This is a genomic window from Mesorhizobium sp. LNHC252B00, assembly GCF_000502955.1.
GTDB lineage: Bacteria > Pseudomonadota > Alphaproteobacteria > Rhizobiales > Rhizobiaceae > Mesorhizobium.
The window spans coordinates 121,086-139,173 of record NZ_AYWO01000006.1 but is presented as its reverse complement, the minus strand read 5'-3'; the positions used below and the strand labels follow the sequence as shown (position 1 = coordinate 139,173).

Annotated in this window: 18 protein-coding genes and 2 pseudogenes; 14 read left to right on the top strand and 6 right to left on the bottom strand. The window is 59.3% G+C overall.

What is annotated here, in order from left to right; genetic code table 11:
* The first annotated feature begins 1 nt into the window (after position 1).
* From X744_RS158920 to X744_RS158930, 3 genes are all read left to right on the top strand, one after another.
* Positions 2-832, top strand: a complete 831-nt coding sequence (locus tag X744_RS158920; RefSeq protein ID WP_245266559.1) for an ATP-binding protein — start codon at positions 2-4, stop codon at positions 830-832.
* 72 nt (positions 833-904) lie between these two features.
* A complete protein-coding gene (locus tag X744_RS158925; RefSeq protein WP_023758817.1) occupies positions 905-1,186 on the top strand; it encodes a GNAT family N-acetyltransferase in 282 nt (93 codons plus the stop codon).
* Between the two features lie 35 nt (positions 1,187-1,221).
* Entirely contained in the window at positions 1,222-1,653 is a 432-nt protein-coding gene (locus X744_RS158930; RefSeq protein WP_023758816.1) for a DUF1810 family protein, read from the top strand.
* Positions 1,654-1,746: 93 nt separating this feature from the next.
* Here the strand turns inward: X744_RS158930 and X744_RS158935 are convergent, their stop codons facing one another.
* From X744_RS158935 to petA, 4 genes and pseudogenes are all read right to left on the bottom strand, one after another.
* Positions 1,747-2,655: a pirin family protein gene (locus X744_RS158935; protein ID WP_023758815.1), complete on the bottom strand. Its 909-nt coding sequence runs from the start codon at positions 2,653-2,655 to the stop codon at positions 1,747-1,749.
* Positions 2,652-4,199: a mechanosensitive ion channel family protein gene (locus X744_RS158940; RefSeq protein ID WP_023758814.1), complete on the bottom strand. Its 1,548-nt coding sequence runs from the start codon at positions 4,197-4,199 to the stop codon at positions 2,652-2,654. Before X744_RS158940 ends, X744_RS158935 begins: the two co-directional genes overlap by 4 nt.
* A 31-nt stretch (positions 4,200-4,230) precedes the next feature.
* Positions 4,231-5,532: a cytochrome b N-terminal domain-containing protein gene (locus tag X744_RS158945; RefSeq protein WP_023758813.1), complete on the bottom strand. Its 1,302-nt coding sequence runs from the start codon at positions 5,530-5,532 to the stop codon at positions 4,231-4,233.
* Between the two features lie 17 nt (positions 5,533-5,549).
* Positions 5,550-5,975: pseudogene (gene petA / locus X744_RS158950) on the bottom strand (ubiquinol-cytochrome c reductase iron-sulfur subunit); the annotation flags it as partial.
* Positions 5,976-6,721: 746 nt separating this feature from the next.
* On the opposite strand from petA, the gene X744_RS0136650 reads away from it, so the two are divergent.
* The 10 genes from X744_RS0136650 to X744_RS158985 all read left to right on the top strand — a co-directional run bounded on the left by X744_RS0136650 (position 6,722) and on the right by X744_RS158985 (position 16,329).
* A complete protein-coding gene (locus tag X744_RS0136650; protein WP_031260082.1) occupies positions 6,722-6,970 on the top strand; it encodes a hypothetical protein in 249 nt (82 codons plus the stop codon).
* A 1,583-nt stretch (positions 6,971-8,553) separates the two neighbouring features.
* Complete coding sequence (locus X744_RS0136645; RefSeq protein ID WP_031260080.1) at positions 8,554-8,841, top strand: hypothetical protein; 288 nt, start codon at positions 8,554-8,556, stop codon at positions 8,839-8,841.
* Positions 8,842-8,968: 127 nt separating this feature from the next.
* Positions 8,969-9,751: a biotin/lipoyl-binding protein gene (locus X744_RS1000000170960; RefSeq protein ID WP_023758809.1), complete on the top strand. Its 783-nt coding sequence runs from the start codon at positions 8,969-8,971 to the stop codon at positions 9,749-9,751.
* Positions 9,735-10,442, top strand: a complete 708-nt coding sequence (locus X744_RS1000000170955) for an efflux RND transporter periplasmic adaptor subunit (RefSeq protein WP_023758808.1) — start codon at positions 9,735-9,737, stop codon at positions 10,440-10,442. Before X744_RS1000000170960 ends, X744_RS1000000170955 begins: the two co-directional genes overlap by 17 nt.
* A 10-nt stretch (positions 10,443-10,452) precedes the next feature.
* On the top strand, positions 10,453-11,193 hold the full coding sequence (locus X744_RS158960) for an ABC transporter ATP-binding protein (RefSeq protein WP_023758807.1): 741 nt from the start codon (positions 10,453-10,455) through the stop codon (positions 11,191-11,193).
* Between the two features lie 55 nt (positions 11,194-11,248).
* The gene (locus X744_RS158965; protein ID WP_245266557.1) at positions 11,249-12,409 is read left to right on the top strand and encodes an ABC transporter permease; all 1,161 of its coding nucleotides are present in this window, start codon (positions 11,249-11,251) and stop codon (positions 12,407-12,409) included.
* 521 nt (positions 12,410-12,930) lie between these two features.
* Positions 12,931-13,953, top strand: a complete 1,023-nt coding sequence (locus X744_RS158970) for an IS110 family transposase (protein ID WP_084025370.1) — start codon at positions 12,931-12,933, stop codon at positions 13,951-13,953.
* A gap of 611 nt (positions 13,954-14,564) precedes the next feature.
* Entirely contained in the window at positions 14,565-15,323 is a 759-nt protein-coding gene (locus X744_RS158975) for an SDR family oxidoreductase (RefSeq protein WP_023758804.1), read from the top strand.
* Between the two features lie 120 nt (positions 15,324-15,443).
* Positions 15,444-15,740 carry a hypothetical protein gene (locus tag X744_RS158980; protein ID WP_023758803.1) on the top strand — a complete coding sequence of 99 codons (297 nt, stop codon included), beginning with the start codon at positions 15,444-15,446 and terminating at the stop codon, positions 15,738-15,740.
* 178 nt (positions 15,741-15,918) lie between these two features.
* Positions 15,919-16,329 carry a cupin domain-containing protein gene (locus tag X744_RS158985; protein WP_023758802.1) on the top strand — a complete coding sequence of 137 codons (411 nt, stop codon included), beginning with the start codon at positions 15,919-15,921 and terminating at the stop codon, positions 16,327-16,329.
* Positions 16,330-16,581: 252 nt separating this feature from the next.
* Here X744_RS158985 and X744_RS1000000175070 read toward each other — a convergent pair whose 3' ends face one another.
* Together X744_RS1000000175070 and X744_RS1000000175065 are read right to left on the bottom strand one after the other, a co-directional pair.
* On the bottom strand, positions 16,582-16,788 hold the full coding sequence (locus tag X744_RS1000000175070) for a hypothetical protein (RefSeq protein WP_023758800.1): 207 nt from the start codon (positions 16,786-16,788) through the stop codon (positions 16,582-16,584).
* 4 nt (positions 16,789-16,792) lie between these two features.
* Positions 16,793-16,945: pseudogene (locus X744_RS1000000175065) on the bottom strand (hypothetical protein); the annotation flags it as partial.
* On the opposite strand from X744_RS1000000175065, the gene X744_RS1000000175060 reads away from it, so the two are divergent.
* The gene (locus X744_RS1000000175060) at positions 16,932-17,669 is read left to right on the top strand and encodes a hypothetical protein (RefSeq protein ID WP_245266555.1); all 738 of its coding nucleotides are present in this window, start codon (positions 16,932-16,934) and stop codon (positions 17,667-17,669) included. The pseudogene X744_RS1000000175065 and the gene X744_RS1000000175060 overlap by 14 nt on opposite strands.
* Positions 17,670-18,088 lie beyond the last annotated feature (419 nt).

Genomic DNA, 18,088 nt, shown 5'->3' with positions numbered 1-18,088 from the left:
ATTGCTCGCCCTCTTCCTCGACCCAATCGACCACAGATGCCCTTCATTTAAGCTTCTTCCAGCAACCAAGAGTCGACCGAGCAACCGGGGGAATGGAATGTCACGCTCAGAACTAAAGGAAGACGTCTTCGACCGGCCTGCCGATATTCCGCGAACCGGCCTACCCGTGCAGATATCGACAGCCGGCATCGTTCATGACCTTGGCAATCTCATCCAGGTCGCCTCATCGGCGTTGAACCACCTGGCCCGTGACCCGAACGTCTCGGCGGCTCCAGATCTTGGGCTTGTAATTACCGGCGCCAAAACGGCCTTGGAACGAGCTGGCGGCCTTGTCAGGCAGACCATCGGCGTAGCCCGAGAAATCCACGCCGAAATCGAGTATGCGGACGTGGGCGCCTGCCTGGCTGAGGTCGAATCCGTCGTTCGAAGCGCTTGGGGTGCCAATTTGCGTCTCGAGGTTCGGGTCGGCTCCGATCTGCCTCGGGTAAAGAGCGATCCGATTGGACTTCAAAATGCGGTTCTGAACCTTCTGCTCAATGCACGCGATGCGATGCCTGACGGCGGCCTGATCTCGATCGATGCCTCCTTAGCGTCCGAAAGTTCCACGGCCGGTCGGATCGATGTTCGTGTCGCCGACAACGGAATTGGAATGACCAGCGAGACTATGGTGCGCGCATTCGATCCTTTCTTCACTACGAAAGGTGGAGGCCTCGGCGGCGTTGGGCTGCCAATGGTGAAGCGCTTCGCCGAGGAGGCGGGGGGAAGTGTCGACATCGAAAGCGAGCTCGGGTCGGGCACTGCCGTGACGTTGCGGCTGCCCGCAATACGATGAGGGCCAACGACCGACCAACCTGCCTCGGCAACCACCAATACCGACCAACCAGTGTACAATCGAGAGTTAAAGATGGATACGGAAGTCATCGAGAACACTCAACAGCATCGTTTCGAGTTGCCGATCGCCGATGAACTGTTCGCTGCGGCCTATTACAGGATCGAGAGCGGGAAGATTGTTCTCATACACACCGAAGTCCCGTCGGAGTTTTCCGGACAGGGGATCGCAACGCGATTGGCTCAGGGTACGTTTGAACTGCTGCGCAAAACCGGCCGAAAAGCGATCTTGAAATGCCCCTTCATGAGCCGGTTCTTCGCAAAGCAGCCGGAATATGTCGATGTCGTCGACGGATAGTTACAGGCTGGTTGCGAAAAAAGGCATGATCTGAAATGAGCGACGAGTATAATTTGCAGAGGTTCGTCAGAGCGCAGGACGCTGTCTATGAAGATGCGCTAGGTATTCTGCGCCAAGGAATGATGTGCACTTCCTATATGGAGTTCATCTTCCCAAGGTTGGCTGTCAACCGAAGCGACGCCGCGCCTGCGCCATATGCGATCACATCGCTCGACGAAGCGAGCGCCTATCTGTCATCTCCGATACTGGGAGGTCGTTATCGGGAATGCATCGGGGCACTGCAACGGCTCTCGGGCTCAAGCGCTCACGTTGTTTTCGGTGATGTTGACGCGAAGAAATTACACGCCTCTCTGACGCTGTTTTCCGAAGCGAGCAACGACGAGTTCTTGCTCGAGACCATCTTTGACGTGTGGTTCGACGGTTTGCTCGACGAGGACACGATGAACGAACTCAACCCGATGTCGTAGCGTCGCCAACGAGAGGCATCTTGCGGGCGCTGGGGTGGGAATGGCGGCAGCCAATCTGCGCACCGGTGAACTATCACTACCTCATTCCCACGCTCAGGTGTCGTCTGGCAGGGGTACGAATTCGTGCTCGCCTGGCACGCCGGGGAAGCGGCCTTCGCGCCAATCTATCTTCGCCTGCGCGATCCGTTCGGCAGAAGAGGAAACGAAGTTCCAGTAGATGTGACGTGGTTCTGAAAGCGGCTCGCCCCCAATCAGCATCAGTCTTGCCGCATGAAAGGCAGGCGCCTGGAGCACGATCTCGGTGCCGGGCGCCAGAGCTATCAAATCGGCCTCATGGAACGTTCCGTCCTGGCCGACAATCCCAACCTCGCCGGCGGCAACGTAGATCGCGCGCTCGACATGTTCGGGTTTCACCTGGTATCGCGCGCCGCTCGTCAGCACAATTTCGGCATAGACCGTGTCGGAGAAGGTCCTTACCGGCGAGACCAGGCCGTCGGATGCGCCAGCGATCAAAGTGAACTCGACCCCGTCGGCACAGATCCTCGGGATTTCGGCAGCGCCGTAATGCGCAAGGCTGGGCGCAATTTCTTCATATCGGGAGGGAAGGGCCATCCACGCCTGAGCGCCGAAGAGATTGCCCCCCGACGCTCGGACTTCTGGCGGCGTGCGCTCGGAATGGACGATGCCCGACCCGGCCGTCATCCAGTTGACCTCGCCGGGACGGATGGTCCGCACCTCGCCGAGATTGTCCCGGTGAACGATCTCTCCATCGATCAGGTAGGTCAAAGTCGCAACGCCGATATGCGGATGCGGTCGCATGTCGAAACCGCGACCCGCGTCGAATACAGCCGGACCAAAATGATCGAACAGGATGAAGGGCCCGATCATCAGGCGGTTCGAGGAGGGCAACAAACGCCGTACCTTCAAGCCGTCCGCGAACTCACGGACGCTCGGCTGGATGAGTGCCTCGATGCCAGCGATATCGCCTTGGCGGATGGTCATGGATGTTGATCCTTCTGTTTGACCTCTCGGCCAGGCGCTCCAGCATGCTTGAACGGAGCGGCGCGAAAGGCTGCCTGAATGGCTGTAAGGAGCGCGAACTTGGAGCTCGCGTGCTGGCGTCCTGGAATGCCGCTGTCGCCGAAGGCCGACACCCTCGTCGCCAGGATCGCGGCAAGATCTTCGGCTATTTCAGGCCTGTCGAGCAGCAGCGGCGCGATGCTTCTCTGGTCTATCTCATAAACCGCGACATGGGTCATTGCTCGCAATGTCGACTCCTCGCCGATCCCGGCGAGCAAGCCTGTCTCGCCGAAGAAGTCGCCCGGTGCGAGCCGGCCGATTTCCAGGGGGTGAGCATCGTCCTGGCCACGTTGCCGGGCGATGACGCCGGTCCGAACAATCATGAGGGACGGCAGCATTTCTCCCTGCCTTGCGATGATTTGGCCCTTGCGGTAGCGGCGGACCGAGGTCATCGCGGCAAGCGCCTCCTGCTCGGCATCCGTCAGCGCCGAGAAAATCGGTATGGACTTAATCAGTTCGATCGGGGTGAAGCTGTCAGAGGCTGCCTTATCGTCGCTTGGCCGGCTGGTCATGGCAATCGACGCCGAAAGCGGCTCAGCCAGCAGCATGCCGATTGACTTTGAATGGCGATAGATGAGATCGAAAACTTCGTTCCGAGCGCTAATTCGCTGGTCGAGACTTGCGACGCGAAACGAGAGCTCGATTTCGATTGCCGCAGCATCCAGGCTTCTGATGGCAACCGAAGGCGAAGGATCCTGGATGATCGAATTGCAACTCAGCAGGACGGAACGCATGGTATCAAGGATGATCGCCGGCATCTTCGTCGGTACCACTTTGATCGTCACGGCGAGTCCATGGCTCTCGTCTGGACCGCTGACATTCGTCACTCCGATCCTGGCGAGAAAACTGTTGGGCAGCGCGACGACATTGTGAGCTGGGGTAAGCAGGTTGGTTGACCGCCAATTGGTCTCGACAACGCGCCCTTCTGTTCCGTCGCTCAGGACAATCCAGTTTCCAAGCACGTAAGGGCGACCGAGGTTAAGCGCGATTCCTGAAAATACGTCGCCAAGCGTATTCTGGAGCGCAAGTCCCAGGATGACGGCAAATACCCCCGAGGTGGCGATCAACGTTCCGACTGGCACGGAGAAGACGAACGCCAGGATCGACAGCAGCATTCCGGTGTAGACGATGCCGACTACGACGTCCTGCAGGAGACGTGCCTCGCGCGGCTTTCGCTCGAAGACAAGATAAATACGAACAAATCCGATTAGCGCCCAGGCAAGGTGAACCCACCAGAGCAGCTTGACTGACCCGATCAGGATCGCTCCGCCGCTTGCCTCTTCGCCCCCCGCAGGTTCGTACGGGACAACGCGCAGGGCGAGAACGATAACCGACATGGCAAGGAAAAAGCCAAGCTGGACGATCAGCCTCGCATTGGCGAAACGTCTGGGGATGAGGGCCCAAACGACGATCCCGGCGAGGCCGATCAACACGATGTAGACCAGAGGCGAGTTCCACCAGTTCATGACGGATCCAGATCGAGCATATTCGCAATGTTCAGCGCCCTTCCGACGGATGTCGGATCTCCGGACCGGGCGCCCGCCGCTTGGCCTTGTTCTTTTCGAGGACCGCTTCGGTGATCGAATGCGGTAAAGGACGTGGTGTCTCGATCAGCCCAAGCAGCGGCATGACGATGATGAAGAATGCAAAGTAGTAAAGCGTCGCAAGCTGGGACATGACCACGTACGCGCCTTCCGCCGGCTGTGAGCCGAGCCAGCCGAGAAAGAGCGCGTCGGCCACGAATATCCAGAAGAACAGCCTGTACCAGGGCCGATAGACCGCCGAGCGCACCTTGGAGCTGTCGAGCCACGGCACCAGGAACAACACGGCGATTGAGCCGAACATCGCCAGCACGCCACCAAGTTTGGAATTCACCGGTCCGACATTGAAGGTGATGGCCCGCAGGATTGCGTAGAACGGCAGGAAGTACCATTCCGGCACGATATGCGCGGGCGTCTTCAGTGGGTTGGCCACCGTGTAGTTGTCCGGATGGCCAAGAAAGTTCGGCAGATAAAAGACGAAATAGGCAAAGAAAAACAAGAACACGATGATGCCGACCGCATCCTTGACGGTGGCGTAGGGCGTGAAGTCGACGACATCGGTTTTGGATTTCACCTCAACCCCCGTCGGATTGTTTTGGCCGACCACGTGAAGCGCCCAGATATGCAAGGTCACCACGCCTGCAAGCATGAATGGCAGCAGATAATGGAGTGCAAAGAAACGGTTCAGCGTCGGATTGCCGACAGCGAAGCCGCCGAGCAACAGCTGCTGGATCCAGTCGCCGACCAGCGGGATTGCCGTGAAGAAGTTGGTGATGACGGTAGCGCCCCAGTATGACATCTGGCCCCAGGGCAGCACATAACCGATGAAGGCTGTCGCCATCATCAACAGCAGATTGGTGCAGCCGAGCACCCATAGAAACTCGCGCGGCGCCTTGTACGAACCGTAATAGAGCCCGCGGCAGATGTGGAGGTAGACGGCGATGAAGAAGAACGATGCTCCGTTCGAATGCAGGGAGCGAAGCAGCCAGCCAGAATTTACATCGCGCGTGATCTTTTCGACCGAATTGAAAGCCAGCCCCGTGTCGGGAGCGTAATGCATCGCCAGCACGACACCTGTTATGATCTGCGACGCCAACATGACCGTGAGAATGCCGCCGAACGTATAGGCGTAATTCAGGTTGCGCGGGACGGGATAAACGATGAAGGAATCATGCACCAGCCGTGGCAACGGCAGGCGGGCGTCGAACCAGCGTTCGATGCCGGTTTTCGGCACATATGTCGAATGTTTGTCGCTCATGGTAACCTGCCTATGCTTCAGCCGATACGGATCTTGGTGTCGGAAATGAACTGGAACGCCGGCACCAACATGTTCTCCGGCGCTGGACCCTTAAGGACGCGTCCTGCACTATCGTATTGAGAACCGTGGCATGGGCAGAGCCAGCCTCCGAAGTCGCCCTGCTGGCCAACCGGGATGCAGCCGCTATGCGTGCAGACCTGCACCATCACTATCCAGGCTTCCTTACCTGGCGCAGTGCGGTTTGCGTCGGTCGCCGGCGCGTCTGCGGGCAAATTGGCATTGCGGGCGATCGGATCCTTGAGCTCGGCGAGATTGACTGCCTCGCCGTCCTTCATCTCTTGCTCGGTGCGGTTGCGCACGACCACCGGCTTGCCGCGCCATTGCACGACCAGCGACATTCCCGGCGCAACTGAGGAGACGTCAACCTCGACGGCGGCCGGCGCTTCGGCGGGCAATGTGTGCTCGGCGCTGCCGGATTCGGGTTCGGAAAGGTCGGCCATGACGAGGACTCCTGGCGTTGGGAAAGCTGCTTCAGCGCGTCGGCGGCATCGAGCAAAGCCAGGACACGACTGTGGCTTTTCGAATGCGTCGGGTCGGGTTGAAATATGCCGGCCGTGGTGGGACGTGAGCCATTGTGCCTAGGGCGCGTTCGTCCAATACTTTCGGTCATGATTTCCTGAGCGAAGGACTGGCCGGACTGTTGAGGAGACCATGGATGGTCGCCGGGTTTCTGAACTCTCCGTTTAGCGTTCCTCAGATCCGGCATTGTTCACGCCGCAATCACAGAACAATCGCTCAGCCCGTTCATACCTCGGCATAGGCACGTCTGGCTGTCGGTGTGATGGCCGTCCCACCCCGGCAGATGCAAGTTTTCTGATGCAATCGTCTTGGAGGTTGCTGGCAAGGATAGCTAGCGCGTGGCGCTATGCAGGCTTGCGCCCGGACAACAACAAATCAACGGATTGTCATCTGCGTTCGGAAAAACAAAGGCACGCACGACGAAATTAACGACGGTTAGCGCTGCGGCGATGGGGTTTGGGCGCACCTGCGCTGGCTGTACCTTGGCACCAGATTCAATCGGAGTTGAGAAAAATCGGGTCGTGTACTCGTGAAAGCTCATGTTGTTTCGGGGCCGCCGTCCGCAGATAGCGCATCGTCGTGCGAGCGCTCTCAGATTTGGAGACTCGATATGAAAATTGTAGTCATCGGTGGCTCACATTACATCAGAGCGAGCACTGTCAAAAAATTACAAAGCAAGGGCCATGAGGTTGAAGCGGCATCCACGCCTCGCGGTGCCAATACTTACATTACAGACTATCGCGATGCGGGCTACGCTGGCCAACATCTGAGGCGCCGCCTCGTGTATTTGGGGTGGCTGATTCATGAACTGTGGCGCCAGGGACGCGCGTGGCGCAACAAACTTAACGCTCACTTCTAGAGTCGTGCACCCGAGTCGGTATCAATCCCAAGCGGATAGAGGCATTAGCACTCAGTTGCTCATAATGATCTGGTCGGCAGTATCTGGTTCGCTGCAAGTCCTCGCTGCCGATGTCGCTCCATAGCGGCAGGGAAATCGCGTTCCCGAGCGCAATGTCTTCGACCAAGCTGCCGATCAGCTCTCGGCCCGTTCCGGTCGTTCCGAGATGCACGTCCGAAAGGCTACTTCTGGCGCACGGCTGACCTCTGTCGTGTCGATAGGAACATCGACCCGGCTCGTGATCGAGCCCGCCGCATGTCCCAAGATCGCTGCGATCGTGGGCTCGGTATAGCCGAACTCTGCGGCTACCGAGGCGAAGGAATGCCGCAGGGTTTGGGCGATACATCTTCAAGTTTCGCATTCTTTGCAATCCTCTCCCAACCCTAGCCATTCCGCCAAACACCTGCCCGTCGCGCACCTGTACGAGCACGGTCGGGCAGTCTTCCACTGCCTCAATTGTTGCAAGGTAGTCCAACACCGCTCGTCCGATCGGCCGCAGCGATGCTCCCTCCTTGCTGTCCTCCAGTCGGAGACACCCGCGACGAGAGTACGCATTTGGAAGGTGAGAGCTTGACCCAAAGAACCGACGTTTGCCGCGATTTGGACGGCAGCTTTGCGCCTCATGTCGGCCATTAAAGTTAGATGTGCCACCGCCTTACAGCGGACATTACCGGCGACCGCGCTTGAGGGCGTAGTTGCGCCAGGAACCGACCTTCCTATGAACGCGCCTAAGGTCCGTTTGACAGCGACAGCGGCCATCGGCCGCGCGTGTTTGCCTGAGGCTGTATCCGGGCAGATCGCCGGCCTCGACAGCGCGGAGGGCCCTTCGCTCAACCTTGCCTGCGGCGAGGGACCGGCGACGCTTCCTGTGGATGTCGGTGAGATGGACAAGCTCATCTCACTTCAATCGCTTGCGCTCCCGGACGATATCGCCAAGCCACGTTAGGGGCTACGCGCATCGACTGTGATGGCCCAGCTACATGGCATTCGCGAGCTGGTGCCAACCGGGATGGCGGCTTGCGTTTTGCGCAGGCGGAATAAAAAGGGGGAAGTAACCAGTTCTTTAGCGCGCGAGTCTACGCCATAAGACATACGAGTCTGCCATAAGGCGTACGAGTATAGCCATAAGTTATATATCGTTATCTCATAACACTGTTCTGTTAAAATTTGAAATATCGGTTGCAATAGGTGCGATAAGTAGTTAATACTTTATCTTTGGTGAGAAGCTTGGGTCTAATGACCGACTTGCCAGTTGGTTGGCAATGGGGAATCTAAGCAATGCAGACGGTTACGTCGCGTCGCATTGCTATCGCTTGCAGCGCTGCCGAGAAACAGAAACATGCAGAAGCGTCTTTCGGAAGCGCGGTGGCAGAGCGCCGTTGCCGGCTGCCTCGCATTCGTCAATCTAAAAGATCCAGGCTTCCACTGACCGGCTGATCAAAGATCGGCGGGCAATCCTTACCTTGCGCTGCGGGCTGGTGCCAGAGGTGGTCTGTGCAGCGCGTTGTGTAACTTTGGCTCCGGCAAAACGAAGGGAGGATCTCATGTCCAGACATTGGTTGATCTTGGCGGCTGCGGCCGCATTCATGGGCAGTGCATTTGTGCTCGGGACGGGTGCCGCTTTCGCCTCTGGGTCGTCAGCGGACTGCGAAGCCGCCGGCGGAACGTACACTAAAGACGGCCCGAACTCTATCTGCGTTTACCCTGAAACCACTAAGGATGTGAATGGCAACGCCAACGGAACGGCAACGCAGGATACGACCACCGGCCAAGGCAATCTCGGCAACGATCCCGTCACCACGTGCACGGGCAATCCGGGGCATTGCAAGTAGTAACGGGCCCCTTTGAGGTGCCGCCCCATGGCGGCACCTCAATGGCCACACATGGGAGCAGGCGGGAGCATCGACCCACGCTTCGCCTGTTGGCCGATCAACTCTGCGTCTCTAATTGGTTCTGAAGATGACCCGCATTGTGTTGCTAGCAACGGCGTTCCTGGGCGCGGCCGCGATACCATCGAGCCAAGCGTCGCCGTCGCCGTCCTCGGTGCTCGGCCAGTTGCCATCAGGGCTTGATCGGCTGGCAGCTTTTTTGTCTTCCTCCTCCGGCGATGTGAACGCACACTCCTACCGCACAGCAGCCGTGGAGCGGGGCGACATTGTTACAACCCTGCAGGCAGCTGGCACGCTGAACGCGCTGGTTCTGGTCGAGGTGGGCTCGCAAGTATCCGGCCTGGTCAAAGAGCTTTATGTCGATTTCAACTCCAGTGTGAGGGAGGGCCAGGTCATCGCTCGGGTGGAGCCAGAAATATACGAGGCAAAGGTGGCGCAGGCCCAAGCCGAGCTTGAGATGGCCGAGTCGCTTGTACTGGTGCAGCGAGCGCAGGTTGAGCAGGCATTTGCTGAGGTGGAAACTGCTGAGGCAAGGCGCACCTCCGCGAAGGCTGAAAGCCTGCGCGCCCAAGTTGGGCTTGACGGTGCGGCACAGGATATGGAACGCAAGCGCCCCCTCGCTCAACGCAAGGTCATCGCATCCGGCGAGTTGGAGCATGCTGAGAACGCCTACAGATCGGCCGAGGCGCAGGCAACTGCGGCCCGTGCGGATGAGCTGTCGCGGGAAGCGTCGGTCCGCGCGGCTCAGGCGGCGCTCCACATGGCAGAGGGGCAGCTTGCGAACACTTTGGCGCAGGTGAAGCAGAAGCAGGCAATNGCAGGCAATCCTGCGTCAGGTGCAGATCGATCTTGAGCGTACCTATATCCGTTCGCCAGTCACCGGTACGGTGGTCAACCGAGCCGTCAGCGGTGGCCAGACGTTGGCGGCCAGCCTCCAAAGCCCGGTCCTGTTCACGATCGCACAGAACCTCGCGCAAATGCAGGTCGAAGCCTCAGTGGTGGAGGCTGATATCAGCCGCTTCTCGATAGGGCAGCCGGTCACCTTTACAGTCGATGCCTATCCCGAGCGCGTCTTCGCCGGCACCGTAAAGCAGATCCGCAAAGCACCGCAGATCGTGCAGAACGTCGTCACCTACGTAGTGGTGATCGCTGCCGAAAATCCCGACGAGCTACTGCTGCCCGGTATGACTGCTAATTTGCAGGTGGTGGTGGCACAGCGGAAAGACACCTTGAAAGTGCCAAACGCCGCTCTGCGCTTCCGGCCACAGGGCGACGCCCTAGAGGAGGCCCGTCTGAATGAGACTCCCCTATTAAAATCGGTTGAGAACGGCATGGAGTCGGGATCGATTGGGCAAGTCTTTGTACTGGGACGGGACGGCAGGCCGGCACCGGTTGCGCTTCGAATCGGGATCAGCGACGGCCGAATGAGCGAGATTCTGGCTGGAGAGCTGGCCGAGGGGCAGCCGGTCATTACCGGGTTCGCCGCGTCACCAGGACGGGATGCCGAGGCCTCTTCGGTCCTGGTTCGCTTCCGGCTGCAGTGAGGCACCGGGGATGGTCCTGATCGCGGTCGAGGCTCTGCGTCACAGCTATCGCATCGGCGGCGGACTGGTGTGGGCGCTCGACGGCATTAGCCTGAACATTGAACAGGGCGATTTCGTCGCCGTGATGGGAGCTTCAGGTTCCGGCAAGTCCACGTTCATGAACATTTTGGGGTGCCTCGACAGGCCAGCCGAAGGCAGTTATCGGCTTGACGGCATTGATGTCGGCCGCCTCCGCCAGGATGCGCTCGCGACAATCCGCAACCGCAGCATTGGTTTCGTATTTCAGTCTTTCAACCTACTGCCGCGCACCAGTGCGCTGGAAAATGTTGAACTGCCGCTCGTCTATCGTCGCATGCGCGCCGCCGAGCGCCGTCGCCGCGCTCTCTCGTTGCTCGAAAAGTTCGGCCTGGCCGACCGAGCGAGCCATACACCGGCGGAGTTGTCAGGCGGACAGCAGCAGCGCGTTGCCATTGCCCGCGCTTTGGTCACCGAGCCTTTGGTCCTGCTTGCCGACGAGCCAACCGGAGCGCTCGACAGTCAGACCGGGCAAGAGATCATGGCGATTTTCCGCCGTCTCAATGGTGAAGGGCTCACCATTGTGCTGGTGACACACGAACCGGAGGTTGCCGCCAATGCCGGTCGCATCGTGACCTTCCGCGACGGGCGCATGGTGGCCGACCATCCTGCTACGCAGCACGCATGGCATTCGGGCTCCCAAGGCCGTCTGTCGCTGGTCTACAATGCCCAGTAGCGCGAGAGCGGCTTTGCGATCGATGCGCGCCCACCGCCTGCGCAGCGCCCTTACCATGCTGGGCATCATCATCGGTGTCGCCGCTGTAGTGGTAATGATGTCCATCGGCAATGGCGCTCGCGAACGCGTCGCGGCTCAGATTCGCAGCCTCGGCACCAATCTTATCAGCGTCACTCCAGGCAGCGCACGCATGGGCAGCGTTCAGCTTGGCAGTGGTGCCGCTCCGCGCCTGAGCGAAGGCGATGCGGTGGCGATCGAATCGGAGATCCCGGGCGTCATTGTTGCGGTGCCGCTCCTTTACAGCCGGGCTCAGTTTACGGTCGGGAACTCGAACTGGCAGGGTGTTCTTCGCGGTGTCACTCCAAGCTATTTCATCGCGCGCGAATGGGCCGTCATGGCCGGGCGTGAAATGATATGGGAAGATGACAGGCGCGCCGCCAACGTGGTGCTTCTTGGGACCACAATGCGGGAGAAGCTGTTCGGCCATGCCGACCCCGTTGGGGCCCTGTTGCGCATACGCGATGTGCCGTTCACCGTCATCGGTGTGCTCGAGCGCAAGGGCCAGAGCGTGTGGGGCGACGACCAGGATGATGTTGCGCTGGTTCCAATAACGGCAGCTCGGCGTCAATTCGTTGGCACCAGCCGCGCCAATCCTTGGCAAGTCCACAATATCACGGTCAAGTTCGCAGAGGGCGTGTCGGCCGAGGACACCATGGCGGCCGTTCATGACCTGTTGCGTCAGCGGCACCGGCTGCAGCCGGGCCAGGAAGAAACCATCATGGTGAGCAATCTGGCCGAGGCGGCGGAGGTTGAGGAAACGGCCACGCGCGCGGTGTCACTGCTTCTTTTGACGGTCGCGTCGGTGTCTCTGGTGGTGGGCGGCATCGGTATCATGAACATCATGCTTGTGACGGTTACGGAGCGCACCCGCGAGATCGGGCTGCGGCTCGCGGTGGGCGCGCGCCAGAGAGATATCCTTACTCAGTTCCTCGTCGAGGCCATCACCCTTGCTTTGATGGGTGGCATCCTCGGTGTATCCATCGGGATCATGGCGGCGGCTGCCATTGGCACATTCGCTCAATGGCCGGTCGTCATCGATCTCAGCGCGGTGCTGCTTGCCGTCAGCTTCGCCGCCTGCGTGGGCGTCTTCTTCGGTTATTATCCCGCCCGCAAGGCTGCACGGCTCCAGCCTATCGAAGCCCTGCGCACCGAGTGATCCGGCGCAACTGATATGACAGCTACCCCGCGCATCAAACAGCGCTTAGTCTCGCACTGCGGTTTCGTGATTGAGTACCACCACGCGCGCTCCGGTGGGAGAGATGCGGACCGGCAAAATTTCGTCGTTAGCGGTCAGGGGCATTATCGGTCGATTGGAAACGAGTTCATCCCCATCTGGACCGGGTTTATTGCTGCAACGGATTAGCACTGATGCGAACGAATGGGTGCTCAAGTGCTCAGCGCCGCTCGTACTCAAAAGCGTGCCGGTGCACGGCACTGGCCGAAGTGATGCTGCCGAAGCCATCGCTAACTGAACTGTCTGAATGACGGCTTCCCGCCGTTCCGCGACGTCCATGTTGACCCGGGGAATGACCGGCTTGGGTCAGATCGCGTCGATGCATGGGGGCGCGTGAACGTCCGCTTCTCACATTCCAAGCCGCAAGTCCGCTTCTGATGCGGTGGACGGCTCTCCTGCCTCCTGCGGTATCATCGCGGGATTAGAGCTGGAGGAGCGCTATGATGAGCAACGTTACGACAATCGGTCTGGATATTGCGAAGTCCGTGTTTCAAGTCCACGGCGTGGATGCGGCTGGTGAGGTCGCAGTTCGCAGGAAGTTGACGCGTGGGCGTGTGCTGCCGTTCTTTGAGAGCTTGCCGCGATGCCTTGTCGGGATCGAGGCGTGCAGTTCGTCGCATTATTGGGCTCGCGAGCTAATCGCACGTGGCCACGATGTGCGGCTGCTGCCGGCACAGTATGTGAAGCCGTATCTGAAGCGACAGAAGAATGATGCTGCAGATGCAGAGGCGATCTGCGAGGCCGTGACACGACCGACGATGCGCTTCGTACCGGTGAAGTCGCCCGAGCAGCAGAGTGTGATGATGCTGCACCGGGTTCGTTTGATGCTCAATCGCCAGCGCACACAGATATCGAACGCGTTGCGGGCGCACCTATCCGAGTTCGGGGTCGTGGCGCCGATCGGGCGTAATGGAATTGAGCAACTTCTCGTGGTCATCAACGACGAGAACGATGCCAGGATACCGGCCGACGCACGGCTTTGCCTGAGGATGCTTGAAGCACAGCTTCGTGTCGTGAAGGAACAGATCCTCGAAAATGATCGCCGGGTCCGTGCGAGTGCGCGAGAGACTGAACTGGGTCGCAGGTTGATGGAGATTCCGGGCGTTGGCCCGCTGCTGGCGAGTGCGTTCGTGGCGACCGTCGCCGATCCGCACGCATTCAAGTCGGGGCGATGCCTCTCGGCTTGGATCGGGCTCGTGCCGAAGCAAAACTCGAGCGGGGGTAAGGAGAAGCTCGGCAGCATCTCCAAGGCAGGTAATCGCTACCTGCGCCAGCTGCTCGTCGTCGGGGCGATGGCCGTCATCCGCTACGCGGAGCGGAACGGGACCAGGCGCCCCTGGCTCGTGCAGTTGATGGCACGACGAACGACCAAGGTCGCGGCGGTTGCGCTGGCTAACAAGACAGCCCGCATGGTCTGGGCATTGATGACCGGCGGCGAGCGCTACAGGGAGCCGGTCATCGCGTAGAACGAAACAAGGCGTGCTATCGCCGACGAGGTTGGAAAGGGCGGACAGGAGCTAATGCACAAAGCCGGTTGAAACCGCCGGATCGGGAAAACCCACTGGGGCCGTGCACCATAAGTGCGAGCTTTCGATCGGGACCTGAGACGCGCGAATGGCATTATGGCCAGCGGCACATGAAAGGCCGCACCTACAGGTCGGATACATGGCCGCACCAACCAGCAACTGCAAAAGCTCACAAATCCCTTGCCAACGGAGAGCCGTCCATACACGGCCCCAAAGCTGCCTGATCGGAATGCGCCTCAGTGCGGTCGAAGAGCAATTTGCCGCTGGCCGAAGCTGCCTCTCAGCCGACCTTGATGGTGATGGCCCCTGACCGCTCCCGGGTGGCATGCCGGCTTAGCTAGTACCTCAAGTCGCTGTGTCCCTGCTGACTAGAATCCCCATTCGACGGATGCATTCGTCCTAGACCTTCGCATCGCATGACAGATGCTTCCGGTCGATAGCCTGGACCGGCAGCCCCGGTGCACTGTCTCGAACGTAGACAAGCGATGCGCCGGCCAATTGGCCGCTTGATCAGAAAATCGAACCTGAATCACGGACCGAGGAAGTACGTCATGAAGATCGTTGTTATTGGTGGAACCGGACTGATCGGCTCGAAGACAGTCGAGAGGCTGCGTAAGAAGGGCCATGATGTGCTCGCAGCGTCACCTAACGGCGGCGTCAACACGATCACCGGCGAGGGTCTCTCCGAAGCGCTTGCGGGAGCGCAGGTCGTCATCGACCTGGCGAATTCGCCCTCTTTCGAGGACAAGGCCGTTCTGGAGTTCTTCGAGACCTCTGGCCGGAACTTGCTCGCAGCAGAAAAAACCGCCGGCGTGAAGCACCACATCGCCCTTTCGATCGTGGGCGCCGAGCGTCTGCCTGATAGCGGCTACATGCGCGCCAAGATGGCCCAGGAAAGGCTGATCCGAGGCTCCGCAATCCCATACACGATTGTCCACTCGACGCAATTTTTCGAATTTCTAAGCGGCATTGCCCAGTCGGGTACTGTCGGAGACGTCACGATAGTTCCGAATGCCTATTTTCAACCAATCGCGTCTGACGACGTCGCGGACATCATGACGGATGTGGCGCTTTCGCCACCGGTCAATGGCGTGATCGAGATTGCAGGCCCAGAGCCGATCCGCATGAGCGACCTCGTTGCTAGATTTCTGAAGGCAACGAACGATCCGCGTAAAGTAACAGCGGATCCCCAGGCACGCTATTTTGGCACGGAACTTAACGATCGCTCCCTCGTGCCAGGCGATCATCCGCGCATAGGTGCAACGGACTTCGAAGACTGGTTCGGCCACGCCCAGCTCCAGCGGAACTGATCTGTGATTTGCGTGCCGCTCGACGCAGCGGGGGCATCAAGATCGATCTCCGTTGAGCAATCAAATTAAGTTGCTTTCCAATTCAGCACGAAAGTTCAAGCAGCGTGTAAGGCAGATAAAATGACATACCGCGTAAAAAAGGAAGCGGACGCAAACGGCTATTCTGTCTTCTTTGTCTACAAAGACGAGAAATATGTCGCCGGCCCGTGGCCAAAAGACTGGCAGGCGTCGCGTTTCATCGAAACATTGACTGAGGGCCGCTACATGGCAAAAGCCGACAGAACGGCCGTAATGCGGGGCCGAAGAGGCAACGGCAAATTGGTTTTGCGCGATCAGCGCGAGGACCACCCCCCGCTTCTTTCTAGTCAATGCTTTGGCCGCAAAGATCCTGAAACGCGGGACACTGAAGGTCTCTGAGAGTTTTCCGCACGCACGTCATGTCACGACCCAGCGCGACATAGTCAAACTGATCTGCTCGCCTTCATCAGGTCATAGGCTCACGCCGCTCCCCCCGGCAAGAGCCTGATCGCCGGCCGCCCCCTCCCATCGGCCGGCGATCCCTTCTTCACCTCATCGCAAACAAGGAACCCAAACTATGATTAAGACCATCCTCTGTACCGCTGCTCTTGCAGCTGTTTTTGCAACCGGGGCCAAGGCCGACGATTCTTCAGGCGCAAAGGTGACCATGGTCTACGACCACCAACTCCCGAATGTGCCCGGCAAGAGCATGCGTGCCGTGCTGGTCGAGTATGGGCCCGGCGGCAGCTCCCCGTCACATACTCACGCGAAGTCGGCCTTTATCTTCGCAACGGTTCTGGAAGGCGCGATCCGCAGTCAGGTCAATAATGGGCCAGTGACTACCTATCGGACTGGCGACAGTTGGTCCGAGTTCCCCGGTGATCATCACGGCGTCAGCGGAAATGCCAGCACCACCGAGCCTGCTCGATTGCTTGCCGTGTTCGTCGTCGATACGGACGACACAAACCTGACGACATTCGAAAAGTGAGGTCGACAGGAGGTAGGGCGATCTCGGAGGACTTTGATGCACATCGAACAACTCAACGCGCTGACAAAGGCTCGTCCTTATGGTGATCGAGGCCAACTCGGCGGCGCAAGCCGCGGCGCTTTCGCTTTCGAAGCCTGGCATTGGCCTTGTCGTTGTATGCGGCGAAACGGAGCGGCGCTGGCATGCTAAACGAATCCGACCTCATCCGCCACCTCACCAGCCCGATATCGCGGCCATCCCCAGCGTCCGCCCTCATGACCAGCCCAGTCGTGTCGTGCGGTTCGGGAGATGATCTCCGCTGGCGGCGCACAGGGCGCGCGCGAGCCGCTCGTCCGCTAGACGCAGTGATTCCTGCGCGCGGACCTCGTCGTCGATGTCGAAATTGACGCCGTACCAGCGAAGGATTGTTCCGTCTTCGTCGCGCAACGGTTCGAAGCGCCATCCAGCGATATTCGCCATCCTTGCTGCACAGCCGACCTTTGTGCTGGAGTGGCTCTCCCCGGGCAAATGACTTCTGAAACACGGCCTTGACGCCCGCCTGGTCATCCGGATGGAACAACTCCACATGCGAGGCGAACTGCCGCCTGCCTGGCGATTCCTCCTTGGCTGAACTGATGCCCGCCCAGTCTGCGAACCGTTTTGATGAAATAGTACGGCAATCCCGCCGGCGTCACCAGCCAGATCATCGTGGGCACCGTATCGATCAGCAGCCTGAGCTCCCTCTCGCTGCTGCGCAGCGCGGTCTCCGCTTTGCGCCGGTCGTCTATGTCCTCGGTATGGCCATGCCAGCCGACGATTCGTCCCTGGTCATCGCGCGAGGCATCTCTAGGCTGTGGCGCCATTGCGCCATGCTCGCCTCGACATCGTCGGGGTGGACAAATCTCCGCCACCGAGACAAGTCGTCGGCATCCATGATCTCGCGCATTTCCTCGACCGTGACGCCAAAGGGCTGCGGGAGTGAGAAACCGAAGGCGTCCGTCCGGACAGGCGGACCAGGCGATGCCCGGAATATCGGCGATGCCCGACCCGGCACTCTGGTAAAGCCGGTTATAGAAGCTGATGGTCCCGAAGATTCTTACCACCAGCCAAAGTGCAAACGCCCCGAAACAAACGCCGCGAACCGAGCAAGACCGTTCTCTGTGACGTATTCCGGCGACAGCAAGATCGCCGCTGACACCAAGCTCACGGCTGCTACGGCATCCGATCCCGCCTTCCAGCCCATGCAGACGCAGACAATTGCGACCACGACCAACAGGTCAGATGGCTCATGGGTTAAAAGCGTAACCAAAACGCATCCAACGCCAATCGCGGCAGGCCATGGCGTGGCGCTGCCGCAATGAGGTTAGTTCCATCTGAGACCCTCTGGATCCGCTTCCCCGGCCGACCTGTCATCGTGGCCGCGTCTACTCAGTTCGCAAAGCGCCCCGTTTTTTACCGATTCTGCGACTGCTTTCCCGGCAGCCGAAGCCATCTTCAACTGGCACTGAAATAGGTTGGAGGCGGCTGACAATCGTTGAATGGATGTGAGACGGACCGCGAATTTTTTCACAGTCACTTCGCTAAAACCAAGATCGAACGCAATCTCCTTTCATCGCACCGGAGACCACGAATTCTGGGCTGAGGAAAACGACAATTTCTCCTCAATATCTGACATGACAGAAGCATTGGGGCCAGTGCAACACGACAAGAGATGTAGGCATGGAGGTTTGTTTAGACAGACTTAGCCTGAGTATAGGGCCCCATCTGGTTTGAGCGCAGC

Bases quoted from the DNA above. Each gene is read 5' to 3' on its own strand.
- X744_RS158970 (WP_084025370.1), top strand. From the start codon at position 12,931: ATGAGCAACGTTACGACAATCGGTCTGGATATTGCGAAGTCCGTGTTT.
- X744_RS158940 (WP_023758814.1), bottom strand. From the start codon at position 4,199: ATGAACTGGTGGAACTCGCCTCTGGTCTACATCGTGTTGATCGGCCTC.
- X744_RS1000000175070 (WP_023758800.1), bottom strand. From the start codon at position 16,788: ATGGCGAATATCGCTGGATGGCGCTTCGAACCGTTGCGCGACGAAGAC.
- X744_RS0136645 (WP_031260080.1), top strand. From the start codon at position 8,554: ATGTCCAGACATTGGTTGATCTTGGCGGCTGCGGCCGCATTCATGGGC.
- X744_RS158980 (WP_023758803.1), top strand. From the start codon at position 15,444: ATGACATACCGCGTAAAAAAGGAAGCGGACGCAAACGGCTATTCTGTC.
- X744_RS158965 (WP_245266557.1), top strand. From the start codon at position 11,249: ATGCTGGGCATCATCATCGGTGTCGCCGCTGTAGTGGTAATGATGTCC.
- X744_RS0136650 (WP_031260082.1), top strand. From the start codon at position 6,722: ATGAAAATTGTAGTCATCGGTGGCTCACATTACATCAGAGCGAGCACT.
- X744_RS158930 (WP_023758816.1), top strand. From the start codon at position 1,222: ATGAGCGACGAGTATAATTTGCAGAGGTTCGTCAGAGCGCAGGACGCT.
- X744_RS158935 (WP_023758815.1), bottom strand. From the start codon at position 2,655: ATGACCATCCGCCAAGGCGATATCGCTGGCATCGAGGCACTCATCCAG.
- X744_RS158945 (WP_023758813.1), bottom strand. From the start codon at position 5,532: ATGAGCGACAAACATTCGACATATGTGCCGAAAACCGGCATCGAACGC.
- X744_RS158985 (WP_023758802.1), top strand. From the start codon at position 15,919: ATGATTAAGACCATCCTCTGTACCGCTGCTCTTGCAGCTGTTTTTGCA.
- X744_RS158960 (WP_023758807.1), top strand. From the start codon at position 10,453: ATGGTCCTGATCGCGGTCGAGGCTCTGCGTCACAGCTATCGCATCGGC.
- X744_RS158975 (WP_023758804.1), top strand. From the start codon at position 14,565: ATGAAGATCGTTGTTATTGGTGGAACCGGACTGATCGGCTCGAAGACA.
- X744_RS158925 (WP_023758817.1), top strand. From the start codon at position 905: ATGGATACGGAAGTCATCGAGAACACTCAACAGCATCGTTTCGAGTTG.